Raw genomic sequence first — 21,537 nt, forward strand, 5'->3', positions numbered from 1 at the left:
CGGCCCCGGCGTCCACCATCAAGGACTCCCGCGGCTATCGCGCCTTCCGGGTCCTCAACGTCGTCGTCCTGTCCCTCGTGGTCGTGGTGACGATGTACCCGTTCCTCAACATCCTCGCCCAGTCCCTGTCGGACGAGACGGCGATCAACGCGGGACGGGTCAACGTCGTCCCGCGCGGCTTCAACCTCGACACGTACGAGGTGGTGATGGGCGACCGCGCCTTCTGGCGGGGGTACGCCAACACGGTGCTCTACACCGTCGTCGGCACCGCCATCTCCATGTTCCTGACGACGTGCTTCGCCTACGCCGTCAGCCGCAAGCACCTCAAGGGCCGCACGTTCTTCATCACGTTCGCCGTCTTCACGATGTTCTTCAACGGCGGCCTCATCCCCAACTACGTGCTCGTCACCTCGCTGGGGCTGAACAACACCCTGTGGGCGATCGTGCTGCCCAACGCGGTCAGCGTCTTCAACCTGCTGGTCATGAAGACGTTCTTCGAGGCCATGCCCGAGGAGCTGGAGGAGGCCGCCGCCATGGACGGCCTGAACACCTACGGCATCCTGCTGCGCATCGTCCTGCCGCTGAGCAAGGCCGTCCTGGCCACCATGACGCTCTTCTACGCCGTGACCCACTGGAACGCCTGGTTCCAGGCGTTCCTGTACCTGGACCGCGCGGACATGTTCCCCGTGACCATCTACCTGCGGAACATGATCGCCGGCGTCACGACGGCGACCTCCATGGAAGCCAGCACCGAGAGCGCCGGGCAGGTCGCCGCGAACATCCAGTCGGTGACCATGGTCCTGACGGTCCTGCCGATCGTCATGGTCTACCCCTTCATCCAGAAGTACTTCGTGTCGGGCGTGATGCTCGGCTCCGTCAAGCAGTGATCCCCGCACCCGGCACCAGCACCCGTTCGACGACGAACCGGAGGACCCCCGTGAGCACCGAGAACACCACCCTCCCCGGCCTGCGCCCCACCCGCCGCCAGACCCTGCTGGGCCTGGCCGCCGCCGGCAGCGTCGGCGCGCTGGCCGCCTGCGGCGGCGGCGACGCCGGTGAGGACGTCAGCGACAAGACCAGGGGCGCGATGGACGGCTACGACGTCGGCCAGACGTTCCGCGCGACCGAGCCGCTGACCTTCACCACCCTGTTCAGCGACCACCCGAACTACCCGTACAACCCCGACTGGCTGTTCTGGTCGGCGCTGGCCGAGACGACCAACGTCTCGCTGGAGGCCACCATCGTCCCGATGAGCGACTACGAGCAGAAGCGCAGCCTCGTCGTCAGCGCCGGTGACGCCCCGGTCATCATCCCCAAGACCTACCCCGGCCAGGAGGCGCCGTTCGTCGCCTCCGGCGTCGTCCTCGCCGTCAGCGACTACACCGACCTCATGCCGCACTACCGGCAGAAGGTCCAGGACTGGCAGATGGAACCGGAGCTGGAGACGCTCCTGCAGGAGGACGGCAAGTACTACGTCCTGCCCGGCTTCCACGAGAACCTGTGGCCCGACTACACGATCCTCATGCGCACCGACCTGCTGGAGGAGAACGGCATCCCCGAGCCCACCACGTGGGACGAGTTCGCCGACGCGCTGCGGGGCCTCAAGGCGGCCTACCCGGACGTGATCCCCTTCTCCGACCGCTACGAGGGTCTGAACTTCCTCAACCAGGTCAGCACCGGCTACGGCACCGTGTCCGGGTGGGGCTACGGCGAGGGCCTGGTCCACGACGGCGACACCTTCCGGTTCGCGGCCGCCACCCCCGCGCACGAGGACTTCGTCGCCTACCTCAACGGCCTGGTGGCCGAGGGGCTCATGGACCCGGAGAGCTTCACCCAGACCGACGACCAGGCCACCCAGAAGCTGTACACCGGCCAGTCGTTCGCCATCAGCGGCAACTCCCAGGACCCGCCGAAGCACCGCCTGGCGATGGACTCCAGCCTCGGCGCCGGCAACTACGACATCCGCAAGATCGTCCTGCCGGCCGGCCCGGCGGGGAACGTCGTCGGCGGCACCCGCCTGGAGAACGGCATCATGATCTCCGCGGCGGCTGCCGAGCGCGACGACTTCCAGGCGCTCATGCAGTTCGTCGACTGGCTCTGGTACAGCGACGAGGGCCGCGAGTTCGCCAAGTGGGGCGTCGAGGGCACCACCTACACCGAGGAGCCCGACGGCCGCCGCGTGCTGATGCCGGAGGTCAGCTACCTGGACCTCAACCCGGGCGGCACGAAGGACCTGCAGACCGAGTTCGGCTTCATGGGCGGCAACTTCTCCTACGGCGGTACGACCGACCTCATCCGGTCGATGATGAGCCCGGAGGAGATCACCTGGCAGGAGGCCATGGCGTCCAAGGAACAGGTCGAGCCGCTGCCGCCGCACCCCTACAGCGCCACCGAGCGCGAGCAGGTCACCCTGCTGGCCACGCCGCTGAAGGACTACGTCGCCCAGGGCGAGCTGCAGTTCGCGCTCGGCCAGCGCGACGTGGCGCAGTACGACGCCTTCGTGCAGGAGCTCGAGGGTCGCGGCATGAGCCGCTACCTGGACCTGGTGAACCAGGCCGCGCAGGACGCCTGACGTGGACGGGGGTGCGCGCCGGCAGTTCGGTTCCGGGTGGCTGTTCCGCGCCTGCGAGCGGGTCTGGGCCACGGTCGTCCTGCAGCTCTGGACGACCGCCGCCCTGGTGCCGTCGGGGCTGGTGGCCGCCGCCCTGGTGCCGGACGTCTCCAACGCGCCCCTGTACGCGCTGGCCGCCGTGCCCGTCGGGCCGGCGCTGGCCGCCGCGCTGCACTGCGGCACCCTCCTGACCGCCGGGGACGACCCGGCGGTCGGGAGGGAGTTCCGCCGCCGCTGGTGGTCCGACGCCCGCGACGTCCTCGCCTTCTGGGTGCCGGCCGTCGCCGTCGTCACCGCCCTGCTGGCCGGGCGGGCGCTGGACCCCACCGGCGGCACCGGCCCGCTCGGGCTCGTCGTCGCCGCGGGTGTCGTCCTGTGGGCGGCGGTGATGCTCGTGCTGGTCACCGCCTTCAGCTTCCGCACCCGCGACGCGGCCCGCCTCGCCGTCCACGTCGCCGTCCGCTTCCCCGGCCTGACCCTCGTCCTGCTGGCCGTCGGCGCCGTCCTGGTCACCGTCAGCGTCACCGTCGGCTCCTGGGCCGCGGTCGGCCTGCTGGCCGTCGCCGCTCAGGTCGTCGCCGTCGCCGCCGGGCCCGCCCGCCGGGCCGTCCGCGCCGAGCACACCGAGAACACCGAACCCGTCGTCCCCGCTGGAGCCTGACCCACCGTGACCCGCCCTGCACCGAAGATCCGCTACGGCGGCGACTACAACCCGGAGCAGTGGCCGGAGGAGGTGTGGGCGCAGGACCTGGCCCTGTTCGACCGGGCCGGCGTCGACACCCTCACCGTCGGCGTCTTCGACTGGGCGCTGCTGCAGCCGGCACCGGACCGGTACGACTTCGAGCGCTTCGACCGGATCATGGGGATGCTGCGCGACGCCGGCAAGGACGTCGTCCTGGCCACCGCGACCGGCGCGCAGCCGCCGTGGCTGGCGCGCGCCCACCCGGACGTCACCCGCGTCGACTTCCACGGCCGGCGCCACCTGTACGGGCAGCGGCACAACCACTGCCCGAACTCCCCGTCCTTCCGGCGGTACGCCGTCGCGCTGGCGGAGCGGATCGCCCAGCGCTACGGCGACTGGGACAACGTCGTCGCCTGGCACGTCGGCAACGAGTACGGCGGCGAGGGCGGCGCCTGCTACTGCGAGCACTGCGCCGCCGCGTTCCGCGTCTGGCTGCGCGAGCGGTACGGCACGCTGGAGCGGCTCAACGAGGCGTGGAACGCGACGTTCTGGTCGCACACCTTCACCGACTTCGAGGAGGTGGTGCCGCCCAGCGCGATCAGCGAGCACTGGAACGGTCCCGACCACACGGCCTTCCAGGGCATCACCCTCGACTACCGCCGCTTCACGACCGACAGCATGATCGCCTCCTACCTCGCCGAGAAGGAGGCCGTCGAGCGGCACAGCAGCGGCAAGCCCGTCACCACGAACATGATGGGCCTGTTCCGCCCGCTGGACTACCACCGCTGGGCGCCGCACCTGGACTTCGCCTCCTGGGACAACTACCCGCCCGACGCCCGCTCGCAGGACCGCGTCGCCCTGGCCCACGACCTGATGAGGGGCCTCAAGGGCGGCGACCCGTTCTGGGTCATGGAGCAGACCCCCAGCGTCACCGCCTCCCGCGGCGTCAACCCCGTCAAGCGGCCCGGCGTGATGCGGCTGTGGAGCTGGCAGGCCGTCGCCCACGGCGCCGACGCCGTCCTGTTCTTCCAGTGGCGGCAGAACCGCGGCGCGTCGGAGAAGTACCACGGCGCGGTCCTGGACCACTCCGGCCGCGACGACACCCGCGTCTTCCGCGAGGTCGCCGCCCTCGGCGCCGAGCTCGAGGCCCTGCGCGGGGAGATCACCGGCGCCCGCGCCGACCACCGCGTCGCGCTGCTGTTCGACTGGGACAGCTGGTGGGCCGTGGAGATGTCCGACGGCCCCTCGCGGCTGGTGAAGTACGTCGACGTGGTGCGCCGCTGGTACGCCGCGCTGCAGGCCGCCGGTGCGGGCGTCGACGTCGTGCCCGTGGACACCGACCTGACGGGCTACGACGTCGTCGTCGCCCCGCTGCTGCACGTCGTCGAGGGCGATCTGCCCGCGCGGCTGGAGGGGTTCGTCCGCCGCGGTGGCCGGCTGCTCACCGGGTACCTGTCCGGGCGCAACGACGAGGACGACAACGCGCCCCTGGCCGACGTGCCGGGGTTCCTCGCGGACCTGCTCGGCGTACGGGTGCTGGAGACCGACGCGCTGCCGGCCGAGGAGCGCAACGGGGTCGCCGTCGACGGCCGCGAGCCCCTGGACTCCTCGCTGGTGTTCGAGGTGCTGCAGGCGCGCGGAGCGGAGGTCGTCGGCACCTACACCTCCGACTTCTACGCCGGCACGCCGGCGCTGACGCGGAACGCCGTCGGCGAGGGGTCCGCCTGGTACGTCGCCACCGACCTCGACGCCGACGGCTGCAGCTGGGTCGTCGCGCAGGTGCTGCGCGAGGCGGGCGTGACCTGCCCCTACGGCGGGGTCCCCGGACTGGAAGCCGTCGAACGGCACCGCCACGACGCCCGCTACCTGTTCCTGCTGAACCACGGCAGCGGCTCCGTGGAGGTCGTCGCCGACCGCGACGGGCTGTCCCTGCTGGACGGCCGCGCCGTGCGGGCCGGCGCTACCCTCGCGCTCGCGCCGGCGGACGTCGTCGTCGTGAGGTCCGAACCCCTGCTGCGAGACGGAGAGGTGCGCTGATGGCGTTCGTGGACATGCCGCTGGACCGGCTGCGGGAGTACGCCCCGCCGCGGGAGGAACCGGACGGCTTCGACGAGTTCTGGCGCTCCACCCTCGCCGACGCCCGCACCCGGCCCGCGGAGCTGACCGGCGAGCGCGTCGAGACGGGCCTGCGCACCGTCGACGTCCACGACGTCCGGTTCCCCGGGTTCGCGGGCCAGCCGATCGCCGGCTGGCTGCTCGTGCCCCGCGGCACGCGGGAACCCACCCCCGCCGTCGTGCAGTACATCGGCTACGGCGGCGGCCGCGGCGAACCGTGGATCAACCTGGTCCCCTCCGCGGCCGGGTACGTGCACCTGGTGATGGACAGCCGCGGGCAGGGTGGCGGCGGGCAGCACCGCGCCGTCACCCCCGACCTGGACGTCGACGGCACCGGACCCTCCACCCCCGGTTTCCTCACCCGCGGGGTCGAGGCGCCGGAGAAGCACTACCTGCGGCGCCTCGTCACCGACGCCGTGCGCGCCGTCGACGCCGTGCGCACCCACCCGCTCGTGGACCCGGCGCGCGTGGCCGTCATCGGCGGCAGCCAGGGCGGCGGCCTCGCGCTGGCCGTCGCCGGTCTGGCCGACGACCTGGCCGGCGTCGTCGCCGACGTGCCGTTCCTGTGCCACTACCGCCGCGCCAGCGAGATCACCGACGCCCAGCCGTACGCCGAGATCGCCCGGTACCTGTCCGGCGACCGCGAGCGCGTCGAGCAGGTGTTCCGCACCCTGTCGCACTTCGACGGCGTGAACTTCGCCGCGCGCGCCGGCGCGCCCGCCTGGTTCACCACGGGGTTGATGGACGCGACCTGCCCGCCGTCCACCGTGTTCGCCGCGCACCACCACTACGCCGGGCCCAAGCAGATCGAGGTCTACCCGTACAACGGGCACGAGGGCGGCGGCACCCAGGGCGTCGCCCGGACGCTGGCCGCGCTGGCGGAGTGCCTGGGGACGGCGGTCCCGGCCCCGCGGGCGGGGTGAGCCGCCAGGTGTGAACCAGTCCTGCGCTCATCGCGCGACACGCCGGTACGGGGACCTCCCGCACCGGCGTGCCGCGCGATGAGCGCAGGACTGGTTCACGCGGCCGTTCACCCGGACGGGCTACAGGCGGCTCCGGCACCGGCCGAGGGACAGGGGGTCAGCGCCCCCGGACCCGAGGACCGCCCCGATGAGCCCCGCCCGCCCCGCCGCCCGTCCCACCCGCACCCGCCGCGCGCTCGCGGTCGCCGCGCTCGTCGCCGCGGGAGCGCTCAGCGCGGGCACGGCGGTCGACGCGCGGCCCGCCGCGGCGTCGGCGACGGCGCTGACCGGTGACGGCGCGGCCGCCGCCCGCACGATCGACCTCGTCAACGACGCCCGCGCCGCCGAGGGCCTGGCGCCGCTGGGGCAGTCGCCGGAGACCGACCGCGTGGCGACCGACTGGGCGTTCCGGATGGCCGCCGCCGGGCGGCTGGAGCACAACCCCGACCTCGGCCGGCAGCTGACCGGCTGGTCGCTGGTCGCCGAGAACGTGGGCGTGGGCGCGGACGCCGAGCAGCTCGACGCCGCCTTCCACGCCTCGCCCGGCCACCGCGCCAACCTGCTGCGCGAGGACGTCACCCAGCTCGGCGTCGGCGCCGTCCGCGGCGGCGACGGGCGCCTGTGGGTCGTGCAGGTGTTCCGGCTCCCCGCGGGCGTCGTCGCCCCGCCGCGCGGCGCCGCTCCGGCGCCCGAGCCCGCCCCGGCCCCCGAGCCCGTCGCCGCCGCGCCCGCCGCCTGGGCCCCCGCCCCCGCCCTGCGCCGCGCGACCCGCGAGGTGGCCGCCGAGCGCTGACGGCAGCGTCTCGGGATCACTCCCGCGGACGCTCAACCTCCTGCACCTGTGCGTCGATGCACGCACGGTGACGACGAGGAGCGCGTGGAGGCGCCTGGGGGGCCGCCCGGTGTGGCAGCACCTGGCCGCCCTCGTCGTCGTGCCCCTGCTCGCGACCAGCGCCGTCGCCACCACCACCGTCGCCGACCGGGTCGGTGAGCTGCGCGCGACCGGTGAGGCCGTCGCGCTCATGCGCGCCGGCGCCGAGCTGGACGAGCTGCGCCGCGCCGTGGACGGCGAGCTGCTGCCGACGCTGACGCGCAGCGCCACCCGGGACCCGTCCTCCTTCGACATCGGCGCGTTCGGGGAGGAGCGCGGGCCGCTGAACCGGCAGGCCGAGAAGGAGGTGCGCTCGACGCGGGAGGCGACCGACCGCGTCCTGGCCGCCGTGCCCACCACCTCGGCCGCCTCCGTCACCGCCCGGCTGACGCAGGTGAAGCTGGCGACCGCCCGCTCGGCGGCCGACCAGGGCACCGCCAGCACGGCGGCCCTGGCCGACCGCTACCTGGAGCTGTCGGAGTGGCTGTCGGAGGTCGAGGACCGGCTGCTGGCCCGCACGACCGCGGCGGGCCTGAGCGAGGACAGCGCCCTGGCCGTCAGCGACGTCGTCGTCGTCGCCGGCCTCACCCAGCACGCCAGCCGCGCCCTGCCGACGACGTTCACGGCGCGCGTGCTCTCCGGCGACGAGCAGGTGCAGGTGCGTCGCCGCGCCGAGTACGCCATCGGCGCCTACGAGACGATGATCTCCGGGGTGCCGCCCCTGTCGGGGGCGGAGCAGCGCGTGGCCTGGTCGGAGGCCACGAGCAGCCCGCAGGCGCGGCAGCTGGCCGAGGCGCTGCACCGGGAGTCGCTCGTGCCGGGCTCGCTGAGCGGCCCGGAGCTGCTGCGCCTGCGCAGCGCCAGCAGCGCGCGCGACCGCGACCTGTCCGCCCTGCTGGGCGAGGCCGTCGACACCGCCGAGGCCGCCATCGAGGCCGAGCGCACCGCCGCCGCCCGGCGCGTGAGCACGACCGTCGTGCTGTGCCTGCTCGTCCTGGCGGGGGCGCTGGCCGCGGCGCTGGCGCAGGGGCGCTGGCTGTCCCGGTCGCTGCGGCGGCTGGCCGACGCGGCGAGCCGGGTCGGGGAGGGGCAGCTGGTCGACGTCCCGCGCGGCGGCCCGCGCGAGGTGCGGACGGCGGCCGCCACCCTGGCCGGGGCGGCGGCCGGGCTGCAGCAGGTGCGCGAGCAGGCCGACGCCCTCGCCCGCGGCGACCTGGCCGGGGCCGTGCGGGACGAACCGGCCCCCGGCCCGCTCGGGGAGGTCGTCCACACCTCCGTGCAGCAGCTCGTGCGCGCGGTGCAGCAGCGCGAGCAGCTGCAGGGCGAGCTGGCCCACCAGGCCGCCCACGACGCCCTGACGGGCCTGCCCAACCGGGCGGCGACGGTCCGGCTGCTGCAGGCGGCGCTGCACCGCTCGGCGCGCCGCGGCACCCCGGCCGGCCTGCTGTTCATCGACCTCGACGGGTTCAAGGCCGTCAACGACACCGCCGGGCACGCCGCCGGCGACGAGGTGCTGCGCGCGGTGGCCGCCCGCCTGCGCGAGGTGGTGCGCTGCGGCGACGTGGTGGGCCGGCTCGGCGGCGACGAGTTCGTCGTCGTCGCCGAGGACGTCGGGGACGTCGGCGGGCTCGTGGAGCTCGGCCACCGCGTCATCGCCGCGGTCAGCCGCCCCGTGCCCCTGCCGGCCGGATCCGGCACCGGCACCGCGAGGGTCGGCGCGTCCGTCGGCGTGGCCGTCAGCCGCGACGGCGCCGCCGGCGACGACGCCGGCGACGCCCTGCTCGCCGAGGCCGACACCGCCGTGTACCGGGCCAAGGCCCGCGGCCGCGGCCGCGTGGAGGTCTTCGACGACGACCTGCGGGCGGAGCTGGCCGCCCGCAGCGACCTGGAGGACGCGCTGCGCGCGGGCCTGGCGCGCGGTGAGCTGTCCCTGCACTACCAGCCGGTCGTCGCCGTCGCCGACGGGCGGCTGCTGGGGTACGAGGCGCTCGCGCGCTGGGACCGCCCCGGTGTCGGGCGCGTCCCCCCGGACGTGTTCGTGGCCGCCGCGGAGGCGTCGTCGCTGGTGTGCGACCTGGGCCGGTGGGTGCTGCGGGAGGCGACGGCGCAGCTGGCGCGCTGGCGCGCCGACCGGCCCGCCTCCTGGGGCGGGGCCGAGCCGACGGTGGCGGTCAACGTCTCCGGCCGCCACCTGGTGGACCCGCGGCTGCTCGACGACGTCGACGCCGCGCTGGCCGTGTCGGGCCTGCCGCCGTCCGCGCTCGTCCTGGAGATCACCGAGACGGTGCTCGTGGACGGCCCGCTGGCCCTGGAGCACCTGCGGGCGCTGCGCGCGCGGGGCGTGGAGGTGTCGATCGACGACTTCGGCACCGGGTGGACGTCGATCGGCCAGCTGTCCACGACCCCCGCGGACACGCTGAAGGTGGACCGCAGCTTCACGGCCTCCGACGACCCGGGCTGCCGGGACCTGGTGGCCCTCGTCGTGCACGCCGCGCACACGTTCGGGCTGCGCGTGGTGGCCGAGGGCGTGGAGGAGCCGGAGCAGCTGGCGTGGCTGCGCTCGCTGGGCTGCGACGCGGCGCAGGGGTACCTGTTCTCCCGCCCGCTGCCGGCGGCGGACGTGGTGGAGGTGGTGTCCGCGTCGTGGCGGTCCGCCTCACTGGTAGGAGACGAACACCGGTGACGGGTCGACGGCCACCGTCTGCTCGGGGGTGAACGTGGGGCGGTCCTCGTCGAGGAAGTTCTTCCACCCCCACCGCAGGTCCGGCGACGCGCCGGCGGTGAGGTTCTCGTAGGTGGCCCGCTTCAGCTCGGGCGTGCCGTGGCCGTCGGCGTGGACGAGGACGACGAGCTCGTCGCGGCCGGTGTCCACCAGCGGCCGGTCGCGCACCATCGAGGTGCGGAACTGGTGCAGCAGCAGGACCTTCTGCGGCAGGTCGTGGCGGCGGACCAGGTCCGCCAGCCAGTCCCCGACGCGGTTGACCTCCTCGGCGCTCACGGACCCGATCTGCTCCAGGTGCACCTGCCCGGGGGCGAGCCGCCACTCGGGGTCGAGGGCGAGCCCCACGTGCGGGCGCCGCAGCAGCGACTCGTAGCGCTGCGCCTGGGTGAGGAAGTCGGCCCGTCCCGGCTGCAGGTCCAGGAGCACCGCGATGCCCGCCGCCTCCGCCGCGTCCACCCACGGCTCCAGCTCGGCGGGGTCGGTCTCGAGGGAGTGGTCGCCGTCCGCGCCCGGTTCGCCGGAGGCGATCGTCGTGATGACCTCCAGCGCCGGCACGGGCGGCAGGCCGTCCAGCCCCTCGTAGCGGGCGGCGTTCTCGCGGGCGCGGTCGAGGGTCGCCTCCATCGACTGCTCGCCCAGCACGCCGAGGCTGGGGGCCCCCGGGTGGCCGTAGAGGGCGACCAGGCGGCGGTCCGCCAGGGGCAGCTGCCCGCCGCCGGGCACCTGCACCCCGGTGCGGGCGACCGCGACGCGGTGCTGGAGCACCTCGGGCGGCCCGAACGCCGGGCCGAGAGCCACGACGTGCCCGGCGCCCGCCGCGTGCAGGGCCTCCACGGCGGCGGGGTGGGCCCGCGGGTCGCCGCCGGGCACGACGACGACGCGGGCGCCGAGAGCCTCCGCGGACGCGGCGGCGGGACGGTCCGGCGGTGCCCCGGTCGTCAGCACGACGACGTCCCGGGCAGGTCCGTCCGAGGTGTCGGGTGCCCGTCCCGGCGCCTCGGCGTCCTCGACGTCGGGGGCGCCGGGCCCGGTGAACTCCTGCTCCGCCCAGGTGCGGGCCGCCTGCCCGACCGTGAGCACGGTGCCCGCCCCGAGGCGGCGGACCTCCGCGGCCGCGGCCGGTCCGGGCAGCAGCAGCGGGACACCGTCCTGCGCCGCGACGGTGGCGGCTCCCAGCACGGAGCGGGGGTCGTCGGCGGTGACGACCACGCTGCCGCTGCGCTGGAGCAGGTGCTCGCTGAGCGCGGCGGCGAGGTCGGCGGGCTGGACGGCGTCGAGCACCGCGGTCGGGCCTGCCACCGCTGCGGCGACGGCCCCGCCCGGCGCGGGGGAGGCGGAGCCGGCAGCCGGACCGCGCGACCCCTCCGTCCCGGCCGGGGTCCCGCCGGACCCCGGTACCGAGCACGAGGTCACCGCGGCCACGAGCAGGCAGGCGACCGCGGTGGTGGCGCGCGCGCGGAACGGGTTCTCCCGGGGCTGGGTCGGCACGGCGCTCGAGCCTGGCACACCGCGCGTGCGCGGGCCCGTGGAGCGCGGCCTCAGCCCCCGACGAACGGCGCGATCCGCACGCCCGCGGCGGTCAGCTCCTCGCGCACCCGCCGGGCGATGGCGACCGCGCCGGGGGTGTCGCCGTGCACGCAGATCGAGGCGGCGTCGACGGCGACGACGCTGCCGTCGACGGCCTCGACCTCCCCGGCCGTGGCCATCCGCACGCAGCGGCGGGCGATCTCGTCGGCGTCGTGCAGGACCGCGCCCGGCTCGCGGCGCGACACCAGGGTGCCGGCGGGGGTGTACGCGCGGTCGGCGAACGCCTCGGTGCGCGTGGTCAGCCCCGCCTCGCCGGCCAGCGCGAGGAACCGGGACCCCGGCAGCCCGAGGACGGGCAGCGCGGGGTCCCACAGCCGCACGGCCTCGACGACGGCGGCGGCCTGCTCCTCGTGGTGGACGATCGCGTTGTACAGCGCGCCGTGCGGCTTCAGGTAGGCGACGCGGGTGCCGGCGACGCGGGCGAACGCCGCCAGCGCGCCGAGCTGGTACAGCACGTCGTTGGTCAGCTCGGCCGGGTCGGCGTCGATGAACCGCCGCCCGAAACCGGGCAGGTCCCGGTAGCCGACCTGGGCGCCGACGACGACGCCGCGCGCGGCGGCCAGCTCGCACGTGCGGCGCAGCACCGTCGGGTCGCCGGCGTGGAACCCGCAGGCGACGTTGGCGCTGGTGACCACGCCCAGCAGCGCCTCGTCGTCGCCGAGCGTCCAGCGGCTGAAGCTCTCCCCGAGGTCCGAGTTCAGGTCCACGCAGGGTCCGGCGGTGGCGTCGGGGGTGGCGTCGGGGGTGGCGTGGGGGGTGGTCACGGTCAGCTCCACAGGGTCGGCAGGGTGGCCAGCGAGCGGTACGCCAGGTACAGGGCGACGAGCCAGGCGAGCAGGCCGGCGGTGACCAGCCAGCGCGGGTAGCGGTACCCGCCCAGCAGGTCGCGCCGGCGCAGCGCCACCCACAGGACGACGACGAGGCCCAGCGGCAGGACGACGCCGTTGAAGGCGCCGGCGAACACCAGCAGCTGCGCGGGGGCGGCGCCGGCGACGACGAAGAACCCGGCGCACACCACGATGAACGCCACCGTCAGCAGGTTCCGCGTGCGCACGGACGTGCGGGAGGTGGTGAGGAAGCTGACCGACGTGTACGAGGCGCCGATGACGGAGGTGAGGGCCGCCGCCCACAGCACCACGCCGAACACCCGCAGCCCCGCCTCGCCCGCCGCCGCCTCGAACGCGGTGGCCGCGGGGTTCTCCGTCGCGAGCGACACCCCGCCCGCGACGACGCCGAGGATCGCCAGGAACAGCACGGCGCGCATGACGGCCGTGATGACGATGCCGGTCACCGAGCTGCGGGTGATGGCGCCGACGTTCTCCGGGCCGGTGGTGCCGGAGTCCAGCAGGCGGTGCGCGCCGGCGTAGGTGATGTACCCGCCGACGGTGCCGCCGATGATGGTGGTGATGGCCAGAGCGTCGACCTGCTCGGGCAGCACGACGTTGCGCAGCGCCTCGCCCACGGGCGGGCGCGAGACGACCGCGACGTACGTCGTCATGGCGATCATCACCAGGCCGAGCACGACGACGATGCGGTCCAGCGCGGCGCCGGCGGCGCGGCTGAGGAAGATGCCGATGGCCAGCACGGCGGAGATCCCGGCGCCCCAGCGCGGGTCCAGGCCGACCATCGCGTTCAGCCCCAGCCCGGCGCCGGCGACGTTCCCGACGTTGAACACCAGACCGCCGAGGACGACGAGGCCCGTCAGCGCCCACCCGACACCGGGCAGGACCCGGTTGCCGAGCTCCTGCGCGCGCATCCCCGAGACGCCGATGACGCGCCACACGTTCAGCTGCAGCGCGATGTCGACGAGGATGCTGACGACGATGGCGAAGGCGAACGCGGCGCCCAGCTGCGCGGTGAACGTCGTCGTCTGGGTGATGAACCCCGGGCCGATGGCGCTGGTCGCCATGAGGAACATGGCACCCAGCAGCGTGCGGCGCGTGCGGCGCCGCTGGTCGACGGCGCTCTCGGTGCTCGCGGTACCGCCCGCGCTCCCGCCGCTCCCGCCGGTCCCGCCGGCAGGGTCCGCCGGGGTGCTCACGAGGGGTTCCCGGGCCGGTCGGCGCGCACGGCGGCACCGGCGGCGGTGACGAGCGCGACGGTCTGGTCGACGACGGCGGCGCGGTCGGCCTCGAACGCCGGGTCGGTCAGGACGGACTCGTCGGCGGGGTACTCCAGCGCCGAGACGTGCAGGTGCCCGCCGGGCACGTCCCACGCCTGCAGGCCGATCCGCAGCCGGTTCGAGCGGTACATGCTCTCGTTGGACAGGTAGCTGCCGCCGGGGCCGGAACCGGCGGTGCTGCCCGGCGAGGGGTCGTCGGCGCACACCAGCGCGGTCGGGTCGGGCCAGGTGCCGGCCGGCCACTCGCAGATCCCGTCGTTCAGCTGCACGGGCCACGGCCCGGTGCCCGCGGCGATCATCGCCTCGTACGGCAGGGTCGTCTCGATCCACTCGGGCGAGTCGAACGGCTGCGGCCAGTGCGAGGGCCGCGAGACGGGCCCGAACTGCTGGTTGCGGTTGTTGTCCGGGGAGCCGCCTCGGGCGTTGGCCGCCCACTGCTCCACGTCCATCCGGCCGCGGCCGGTCTGGCTGATCGTCATGATCATGTCGGCGCGCTCCTCGCCGGTGCGCAGCACCGGGCCGAACGCGTCCTCGACGACGCCCTGGTCGAAGTCGGTGTAGTTCACGGGCAGGACGACGGCCTCGACGGTCACCGGGCCCGCGGGGGTGTCGATCGTGCGCCCGTCCAGCTGCAGCGCGCTGGCCCCGGAGGGGTTGGAGTTCCGCAGGCTGGAGTCCAGGCTGTAGGTGTCGAAACCGCTGATGACCACGCGGGTCGCGTCCGGTTCCTCCTGCGACCAGCCCACCGAGGAGATCCCGCGGCTCGTGCGGTCCAGCAGGTGCAGCAGGCCCTGCCGCTGCAGGGGGTTCTCGATCCAGTCGGCGTCCAGCGAGCGCACCGCGGCGCTCATCGCCGTGCGGGCCCAGTACAGGGGCCGGTCGTCGTAGCGGTCGATCGTGCCGGACCCGCCGCGGCCCTGGGCGCGGGCGACGGCGGTGTCCCACAGCTCCTGCCCGGAGGCGCGGACGAGGTCGGTGGCCTCCTGCGCGCTGCCGGCGGCGCACAGGCGCTCGGCGAAGCTCGCGACGAGGCCGTCGAACCCGGCGGCGCGGACGAACCGCTGGGAGGCCGGCTCACCGCCGCCGGGCAGGGGCAGGCCGAGCCGGGACTCCTCGACGGTGAGCACCGCGGCGGGGTTCGCGCACGGCGAGACCGGCGCGGGGTCCGGCGGGGAGGCGGGGGAGGCGCTGGGCGCGGCGGCGGAGGGGGCGGCCAGGCCCCCGGCGACGAGGGCGGTGGCGCAGGCGCCGAGGACGGCGGCGCGACGGCGGGGGGAGCGGGGAAGGGCCACGACGACCTCACCAAGGGGTCTCGGGGGGAGTGGACGGGCGCCGACGCTAGCCAGTTGTTGAACGACCTGGCAACGGTTCCGGCGTTGCAGCTATGTTTCGCCGGTGGCCGCCCGACCCCGAGACGACGCCGACCGGTTGCAGGGGCGGCTGAGCCGCGCGGGTCGCGCGCTGGCCGGCGGCGGGGGCGCGGACCGGGTCGCCGAGGCGCTGCGCGACCTGGTGGCCGACGGCGCGCTCGTGCCCGGCACGCGCCTGCCGGAGGACGCGACCAGCGCCTCGCTGGGCGTCTCGCGCAACACGCTGCGCGAGGCGTTCCGCCTGCTGGCCCGCGAGGGCCTGCTGCAGCACGAGCTGCACCGCGGGGTGTCCGTGCGGACCCTGTCGGCCGCCGACGTGGCCGACCTGTACCGCTTCCGCCGCGTGCTGGAGTTCGCGGCGATCGACGGCCCGCACGGTCCGCTTGCGCTGCAACGGGTCCGCGCCGCCGTCGAGGACGGCCGGGCCGCCGGGCGGGCGGGGGACTGGGACGGCGTGGCCAGCGCCAACAGCCGCTTCCACTCCGCCGTGGTCGCGCTGGCCGGCAGTCCGCGGATGGACGAGAGCATGCGCCACCTGCTGGCCGAGCTGCGGCTGGCGTTCGCCGCCGCGGGCGACCCGCGCCCCTTCCACGAGCCGTACCTGGAGGACAACGCGCGCCTGGCCGAGCACCTGGAGGCGGGCGAGCGCGGCCGGGCCGGTCGGTTGCTGGCCGCCTACCTGGACCGGGCGGAGGCGCAGCTGCTCGCCGCGCACGGCTGACCGGGGGCGCCCGCCACCCGGTCGCGGGGGGCAGACAGATCGTTGAACGATCCCTACAGTGCTGCCTCCAGAGCGCGCACGAGACGACCGGAGCGACGGAGGCCCCGTGACCGGCACACGGCGAACGACCCCCGCGGGCACCCCGCCCGCCGCCGCCCGCGCTGCCTTCCGCGCCGGCACGGCGGTCCCCACGGCCGGCTGGTCGCCCGGGTTCACGCAGACGAACCTCGTCGCGGTCCCGCGCGCGTGGGCGTGGGACGTCCTGCTCTTCACCCAGCGCAACCCGCGCTCGTGCCCCGTCCTCGACGTCACCGAGCCCGGTGCGACGACGACGCCGCTCGCGCCCGGCGCGGACCTGCGCACCGACCTGCCCCGGTACCGCGTGTGGCGCGACGGGCAGCTCGCCGGCGAGCCCACCGACGTGCGCGAGCACTGGCGCGAGGACCTCGTGGCCTTCTCGATCGGCTGCAGCTTCACGTTCGAGACGGCGCTGGCCGCCGCCGGCGTCCCGCTGCGGCACGTCGAGCAGGGCCGCAACGTGCCCATGTACGTGACAGACCGACCCTGCCGGCCCGCCGGACGCGTGCACGGCCCTCTCGTCGTGTCGATGCGCCCGGTGCCCGCGCACCTGGTCCCCACGGCCGTCGAGGTCACCGCCCGGCTGCCCGCCGTCCACGGCGCCCCCGTCCACGTCGGCGACCCGGGCGCGCTGCTGGCCGGGTCGCTGGACGTCCCCGACTTCGGCGACGCGGTGGCGTTCGAACCCGGCGACGTGCCGGTGTTCTGGGCGTGCGGGGTCACGCCGCAGGCGGCCGTGATGGCCTCCGGGGTGCCGTTCGCCATCACCCACGCCCCGGGGCACATGCTCGTCACCGACGTGCCCGACAGCGCCCACCAGCTCGGGTCCCCGACGTGACCGCCGACGTGAGCGCCCCCCGCCTGCTGCCCGCCGGCGACCGCGCCTGGCTGCTGGAGGCCGCCGACGACGCCGGCGCCCGGCGTGCGCCCCGCTTCGCGCGCCAGCTCGCCGAGGACCCGCCCGGCGGCGTCGAGGACGTCCTGCCCGCCGCCCGCACCGTGCTCGTCACCCTGCTGCCCGGCGCCGACGCGACCGCCGTCGCCCGCGAGGTGCTGCGCCGCTGGGCCTCCCCGCCCGCCGGTGACGACGCCGCGTCCGCCGCGTCCGCCGACGTGGTCACCGTGCCCGTGCGCTACGACGGCGAGGACCTCGCCGACGTCGCGGCCCTGCTGGGCACCACCCCCGAGGACGTCGTCGCCCGGCACACCGGCACGACGTGGGAGTGCGCGTTCGTCGGGTTCGCGCCGGGTTTCGGCTACCTGCGCAGCCCCGACGGGCGCCTGGCGGTGCCGCGCCGCGCGCAGTCGCGCACCGCCGTGCCCGCCGGGGCGGTCGCCCTCGCCGACGGGTACAGCGCCGTCTACCCGCGCCGCTCGCCCGGCGGCTGGCAGGTCATCGGCACCACCGCGGCCGTCCTGTGGGACGTCGACGCCGACCCGCCCGCGCTGCTGCGGCCGGGCACCGCCGTCCGGTTCGTGCGCCAGGAGGACGCGTGAGCGCGCTGGAGGTGCTGGCGCCCGGCCCGCTGACCACCGTGCAGGACCGCGGTCGCGCCGGGGCGTTCCGCTACGGCGTGGGCGTGGCCGGCGCCGCCGACCGCGCCGCGCTCGCGCTGGCGAACCGCCTGGTCGCGAACCCGCCGGAGCGGGCCGGGCTGGAGGTGCTCCTCGGCGGGCTGGAGGTCCGCACCGAGGCCCCCCTCGTCGTGGCGGTCACCGGCGCGCCCGTCCCCGTGACCGTCGACGCCCGCCCCGCCCCGCACAGCAGCGTCCTGGTGCTGGACGCCGGGCAGGTCCTGCGGCTGGGGCAGGCGCCGGCCGGCCTGCGCGCCTACGTGGCCGTGCGCGGCGGGGTGGCCGTCGAGCCCGTCCTCGGTTCGCGCAGCCGCGACACCCTCGCCGGCCTCGGTCCCGAACCCCTCGCCGCCGGCGACCGGCTGCCCGTCGGTCCGGCCCCGGCCGGCCGCCCGCGCCTGCGCACCGCCCCCGTGGCCGGGCCCGCCACGGGGACCGTCGCCGTGGGCGTCGTCCCCGGCCCGCGCCACGACTGGTTCACCGACCCGGGCGTCCTGTTCACCGGTACGTGGACCGTCACCCCCGCCTCCGACCGCGTGGGCCTGCGCCTGGAGCGCCCCGCCGGCCAGCCCGGCCTGCAGCGGCGGCGCGAGGAGGAACTGCCCTCCGAGGGCGTCGCCGTCGGTTCCCTGCAGGTGCCGCCCAGCGGGCAGCCCGTGCTGTTCGGGCCCGACCACCCCGTCACCGGCGGCTACCCCGTCGTCGGGGTCGTCCGCGACGCCGACGTCGACCGCCTCGCGCAGGTCCGCCCCGGGCAGTCCCTGCGCTTCCGCCCCGTCCCCGCCCCGGAGGTCCCCGCGCCGTGAGCACGACCGAGAACCCCGCCCCGGACACCGGGCCCGGCGCCGTCCGGGAGTTCGCCGCCGCCCTGTTCGACGACGGCGCCGCCACACCCGCCACGCCCGTCGCGGACGGCTCGGCGGGCGGGTGGGGCGCCGTCGACGGCCGCGACGTGTGCCTGGCGGTGCTGGGCGAGGACCCCGGCGGGCGGGTGCTCGCCCTGGCCGCCCGCACCGGCCGGCCGCTGGTCACCGTCGTCCCCGACGGCGCGGCGGTGGACGCGCGCGCGCTCGGGGAGATCGCCCGCGCCGGTGTCGCCCTGTCCGGGGTCGTGCCGCAGGTCGCCGTCGTCCTCGGCGCCGCCGACGGGGCCGCCGCGCTCCTGCTGCCGCTGGCCGACGTCGTCGTCGCCGTCCGCGGCGCCCGGTCGGCGCTCGCGGATCCCGCTGCGGCGCAGGTGGTCACCGGCGTCGCGCGGGAGGCCGACGACCTCGGCGGCACCGACCTGCACGCGGCCGCGACGGGCCGCTTCGCGCACGTGGCCGACGACCCGGCCGCGGCGGGGGAGTTCGTCCGCGACCTGCTGGCGCACCTGCCGAGCAACAACCGCGCCACCGCCCCCCGCCTGCCCGGTGCGGTCCCCGACCCGTCGGAGGAGGACCCCGACCTCGCGGCCCTGCTGCCGGAGGACGCCGGCGCGCCGTACGACGTGCGGGACGTCGTGGCCCGCCTGGCCGACGAGCCGGAGGAGGGGGCGCCGGCGTTCCTGGAGCTGCGCGCCGCCCACGCCCCGCACCTGGTGACGGGCCTGACCCGCCTGGACGGCCGCAGCCTCGGCGTCGTCGCGCCGCAGCCGGCCGTGCGCGGCGGCGCCCTGGACGCGGCGGCCGCCGCCAAGGCCGCCCGGTTCGTGCGCTGGTGCGACGCGTTCGGGCTGCCCGTGCTGACGCTCGTCGACACCGCCGGCGCCGTGCCCGCCGGCGAGGACGATCCGGACGCGCCGACGTTCGCGCTGGCGCAGCTGCTGTACGCGTGCGCGGAGGCCACGACGCCGCTGCTCACCGTCGTCACCGGCCGCGCGCACGGGCCCGCCCGCACGGCGCTGGCCTCCCGGTACGCCGGCGCCGACCTCGTGCTGGCCTGGCCGCGCGCGCTGGTCGCCGACCGCGACGAGGTCGCCTCCGCGGCAGGTGCCGGGGACGAGGAGTGGACCGCCGCCCTGCGGGCCGCGCGCGAGGACGCCGGCCCCGCTCGCGCGGCCGGGCGGGGCGAGCTGGACGGCGTCGTCGAACCGGCCGCCACCCGCGCCCGGCTGGCCGCGTCGCTGCGCCTGCTGGAGCGGGTCACCGGCTCGCAGCCGGCCCGTCGGCACGGGAACCTGCCCCTGTGAGCGGCTGGCGCGTCACCGGGCACCCCACCCCCGGCGAGCTCGCCGCGGTGGTCGCGGCCGTCGACGCGCTGCGCGCCGCGTCCCGCACGGCCGCACCGGAGGCCCGCCCCGCGCACCGCGACGGCTGGGGCGCCCCGGCCGACCTGCTGCGCGCCCCGTTCCCGCCCGCCGACCTCGAGGAGGACCCGCGGTGACCACCCGCATCGAGAAGGTGCTCGTCGCCAACCGCGGCGAGATCGCCCTGCGCGTGCTGCGCGGCGCCCGCGACGCCGGCATCGCCGGGGTCGCCGTCTACGCCGACCCGGACGCGGACTCCCCGCACGTGGCCGCCGCCGACGAGGCGTTCGCCCTCGGCGGCAGCACGGCCGCCGAGACGTACCTGGACGCCGGCAAGCTGCTCGACGTCGCCCGCCGCGCCGGCGCCGACGCCGTCCACCCCGGGTACGGGTTCCTGTCCGAGAACGCGGAGTTCGCGCAGGCCGTCCTCGACGCCGGGCTGACGTGGGTCGGCCCGCCGCCGGAGGCGATCCGCCTGCTGGGCGACAAGGTGTCCGCCCGCCGCCTCGCCCGCGAGACCGGCGCGCCGCTCGTGCCCGGCACCGCCGAACCCGTCGCCGACGTCGAGGAGGTCCTCGCGTTCGCCCGCGAGCACGGCCTGCCCGTCGCGGTGAAGGCCGCCCACGGCGGCGGCGGCCGCGGGCTGAAGGTGGCCCGCACCCTGGAGGAGGTGCCCGAGCTGTTCGCCTCCGCGACCCGCGAGGCGGTCGCCGCGTTCGGGCGCGGGGAGTGCTTCGTGGAGCGCTGGCTGGACCGCCCCCGGCACGTCGAGGCGCAGGTCCTGGCCGACGACCACGGGAACGTCGCCGTCGTCGGAACCCGCGACTGCTCGCTGCAGCGGCGGTTCCAGAAGCTCGTCGAGGAGGCCCCCGCCCCGTTCCTCACCGACGAGCAGCGCGAGCGCATCACCACCGCCGCCCGCGAGGTGTGCCGGGCCGCCGGCTACCGCGGCGCCGGGACGGTGGAGTTCCTCGTCGGCGAGGACGGCACGACGACGTTCCTGGAGGTGAACACCCGCCTGCAGGTCGAGCACCCCGTCACCGAGGAGGCGTACGGCGTCGACCTCGTCGCCGAGCAGTTCCGCATCGCGCAGGGGCACCCGCTGTCCGTGGTCGACGACCCGGAACCCCGCGCCCACGCGGTCGAGTTCCGGCTCAACGCCGAGGACCCGGCGCGCGGTTTCCTGCCCGCGCCCGGCACCGTGACCCGCTGGGACCCGCCCGGTGGACCGGGCGTGCGCGTGGACTCGGGCGTGCGGCGCGGGAACCCCGTCGGCGGGGGTTTCGACTCCCTGCTGGCCAAGCTCGTCGTCACCGGCGCCACCCGCGAGCAGGCGCTGGCCCGCGCGCGCCGGGCGCTGGCGGAGTTCGAGGTCGAGGGCGTGCCGACCGTCCTGCCGTTCCACCGCGCCGTCGTCGACGACCCGGCGTTCACCGCGGCCGACGGGGAGTTCACCGTCCACACGCGGTGGATCGAGACGGAGTGGGCCGGGCGCGAGGGCGGCGAGGCGCAGGAGCCCGTCGCGCCCGAGCCGGCGGGCCAGCGGCGCACCCTCGTGCTGGAGGTCGACGGCCGCCGCGTCACCGTCACCCTGCCCGCCGACGAGCTGGCCGCGCCCGCCGCGGCGCCCCGCACCCGCCGGCGCTCGTCCAGCGGTGCCGCGGGGACGGACGCGGAGCCCGGCGCGGTGCCCGCACCGATGGACGGCACCGTCGTGCGCGTCGCCGTCGAGGAGGGCGCGGACGTGCAGCGGGGTGACCTGCTCGTCGTGCTGGAGGCGATGAAGATGGAGAACCCCGTCACCGCCCCCCGCGCCGGGACGGTGCGCGCCGTGCGGGTCGAGGCCGGGGCCGCCGTCGCCCAGGGCGCGCCGCTGCTCGTCCTGGAGTGAGCC

The 21,537-nt window shown here is 76.3% G+C and carries 18 protein-coding genes; 14 read left to right on the top strand and 4 right to left on the bottom strand.

Annotated features, from left to right (window positions below):
- Nucleotides 1-17: 17 nt before the first annotated feature.
- From ACRYMY_RS02450 to ACRYMY_RS02480, 7 genes are all read left to right on the top strand, one after another.
- A complete protein-coding gene (locus ACRYMY_RS02450; protein WP_432545773.1) occupies nucleotides 18-887 on the top strand; it encodes a carbohydrate ABC transporter permease in 870 nt (289 codons plus the stop codon).
- Nucleotides 888-937: 50 nt separating this feature from the next.
- The gene (locus tag ACRYMY_RS02455) at nucleotides 938-2,572 is read left to right on the top strand and encodes an ABC transporter substrate-binding protein (protein WP_432545678.1); all 1,635 of its coding nucleotides are present in this window, start codon (nucleotides 938-940) and stop codon (nucleotides 2,570-2,572) included.
- A gap of 1 nt (nucleotide 2,573) precedes the next feature.
- On the top strand, nucleotides 2,574-3,272 hold the full coding sequence (locus tag ACRYMY_RS02460; RefSeq protein WP_432545679.1) for a hypothetical protein: 699 nt from the start codon (nucleotides 2,574-2,576) through the stop codon (nucleotides 3,270-3,272).
- Nucleotides 3,273-3,278: 6 nt separating this feature from the next.
- Nucleotides 3,279-5,330, top strand: a complete 2,052-nt coding sequence (locus ACRYMY_RS02465; protein ID WP_432545680.1) for a beta-galactosidase — start codon at nucleotides 3,279-3,281, stop codon at nucleotides 5,328-5,330.
- On the top strand, nucleotides 5,330-6,331 hold the full coding sequence (locus tag ACRYMY_RS02470) for an acetylxylan esterase (RefSeq protein WP_432545681.1): 1,002 nt from the start codon (nucleotides 5,330-5,332) through the stop codon (nucleotides 6,329-6,331). The genes ACRYMY_RS02465 and ACRYMY_RS02470 overlap by 1 nt, the downstream gene beginning before the upstream one ends.
- A 187-nt stretch (nucleotides 6,332-6,518) precedes the next feature.
- A complete protein-coding gene (locus ACRYMY_RS02475; protein WP_432545682.1) occupies nucleotides 6,519-7,163 on the top strand; it encodes a CAP domain-containing protein in 645 nt (214 codons plus the stop codon).
- 67 nt (nucleotides 7,164-7,230) lie between these two features.
- Nucleotides 7,231-9,924, top strand: a complete 2,694-nt coding sequence (locus ACRYMY_RS02480) for a putative bifunctional diguanylate cyclase/phosphodiesterase (protein WP_432545683.1) — start codon at nucleotides 7,231-7,233, stop codon at nucleotides 9,922-9,924.
- Here the strand turns inward: ACRYMY_RS02480 and ACRYMY_RS02485 are convergent.
- The 4 genes from ACRYMY_RS02485 to ACRYMY_RS02500 are packed head-to-tail and all read right to left on the bottom strand — an operon-like array spanning nucleotide 9,898 to nucleotide 14,964.
- Nucleotides 9,898-11,451 (bottom strand): hypothetical protein, encoded by a 1,554-nt coding sequence (locus tag ACRYMY_RS02485; RefSeq protein ID WP_432545684.1) that lies wholly within the window; start codon nucleotides 11,449-11,451, stop codon nucleotides 9,898-9,900. The two genes, ACRYMY_RS02480 and ACRYMY_RS02485, sit on opposite strands and share 27 nt — an antisense overlap.
- Before the next feature lie 50 nt (nucleotides 11,452-11,501).
- Nucleotides 11,502-12,314 (bottom strand): LamB/YcsF family protein, encoded by an 813-nt coding sequence (locus ACRYMY_RS02490; RefSeq protein WP_432545685.1) that lies wholly within the window; start codon nucleotides 12,312-12,314, stop codon nucleotides 11,502-11,504.
- Between the two features lie 2 nt (nucleotides 12,315-12,316).
- Nucleotides 12,317-13,591: an NRAMP family divalent metal transporter gene (locus ACRYMY_RS02495; RefSeq protein ID WP_432545686.1), complete on the bottom strand. Its 1,275-nt coding sequence runs from the start codon at nucleotides 13,589-13,591 to the stop codon at nucleotides 12,317-12,319.
- Nucleotides 13,588-14,964: a hypothetical protein gene (locus tag ACRYMY_RS02500; protein ID WP_432545687.1), complete on the bottom strand. Its 1,377-nt coding sequence runs from the start codon at nucleotides 14,962-14,964 to the stop codon at nucleotides 13,588-13,590. Before ACRYMY_RS02500 ends, ACRYMY_RS02495 begins: the two co-directional genes overlap by 4 nt.
- Nucleotides 14,965-15,067: 103 nt before the next feature.
- On the opposite strand from ACRYMY_RS02500, the gene ACRYMY_RS02505 reads away from it, so the two are divergent.
- The 7 genes from ACRYMY_RS02505 to ACRYMY_RS02535 all read left to right on the top strand — a co-directional run bounded on the left by ACRYMY_RS02505 (nucleotide 15,068) and on the right by ACRYMY_RS02535 (nucleotide 21,534).
- Entirely contained in the window at nucleotides 15,068-15,763 is a 696-nt protein-coding gene (locus tag ACRYMY_RS02505; RefSeq protein ID WP_432545688.1) for a GntR family transcriptional regulator, read from the top strand.
- A 106-nt stretch (nucleotides 15,764-15,869) separates the two neighbouring features.
- Complete coding sequence (locus tag ACRYMY_RS02510; protein ID WP_432545689.1) at nucleotides 15,870-16,679, top strand: putative hydro-lyase; 810 nt, start codon at nucleotides 15,870-15,872, stop codon at nucleotides 16,677-16,679.
- Nucleotides 16,676-17,338: a 5-oxoprolinase subunit B family protein gene (locus ACRYMY_RS02515; RefSeq protein WP_432545690.1), complete on the top strand. Its 663-nt coding sequence runs from the start codon at nucleotides 16,676-16,678 to the stop codon at nucleotides 17,336-17,338. The genes ACRYMY_RS02510 and ACRYMY_RS02515 overlap by 4 nt, the downstream gene beginning before the upstream one ends.
- Nucleotides 17,335-18,222, top strand: coding sequence for a 5-oxoprolinase subunit C family protein (locus ACRYMY_RS02520; RefSeq protein WP_432545691.1), 888 nt, complete (start codon nucleotides 17,335-17,337; stop codon nucleotides 18,220-18,222). Before ACRYMY_RS02515 ends, ACRYMY_RS02520 begins: the two co-directional genes overlap by 4 nt.
- On the top strand, nucleotides 18,219-19,586 hold the full coding sequence (locus ACRYMY_RS02525) for a carboxyl transferase domain-containing protein (RefSeq protein WP_432545692.1): 1,368 nt from the start codon (nucleotides 18,219-18,221) through the stop codon (nucleotides 19,584-19,586). The genes ACRYMY_RS02520 and ACRYMY_RS02525 overlap by 4 nt, the downstream gene beginning before the upstream one ends.
- Nucleotides 19,583-19,780 carry an acyl-CoA carboxylase epsilon subunit gene (locus ACRYMY_RS02530; protein ID WP_432545693.1) on the top strand — a complete coding sequence of 66 codons (198 nt, stop codon included), beginning with the start codon at nucleotides 19,583-19,585 and terminating at the stop codon, nucleotides 19,778-19,780. Before ACRYMY_RS02525 ends, ACRYMY_RS02530 begins: the two co-directional genes overlap by 4 nt.
- On the top strand, nucleotides 19,777-21,534 hold the full coding sequence (locus ACRYMY_RS02535; protein WP_432545694.1) for an acetyl/propionyl/methylcrotonyl-CoA carboxylase subunit alpha: 1,758 nt from the start codon (nucleotides 19,777-19,779) through the stop codon (nucleotides 21,532-21,534). The genes ACRYMY_RS02530 and ACRYMY_RS02535 overlap by 4 nt, the downstream gene beginning before the upstream one ends.
- Nucleotides 21,535-21,537: the final 3 nt, after the last annotated feature.

This window comes from Kineococcus haloalkalitolerans (genome assembly GCF_050871905.1).
Classification (GTDB): Bacteria; Actinomycetota; Actinomycetes; order Actinomycetales; family Kineococcaceae; genus Kineococcus.

What these genes read in the sequence shown, in the direction of transcription:
- ACRYMY_RS02470 (WP_432545681.1), top strand. Translation starts at nt 5,330, where the DNA reads ATGGCGTTCGTGGACATGCCGCTGGACCGGCTGCGGGAGTACGCCCCG.
- ACRYMY_RS02475 (WP_432545682.1), top strand. Translation starts at nt 6,519, where the DNA reads ATGAGCCCCGCCCGCCCCGCCGCCCGTCCCACCCGCACCCGCCGCGCG.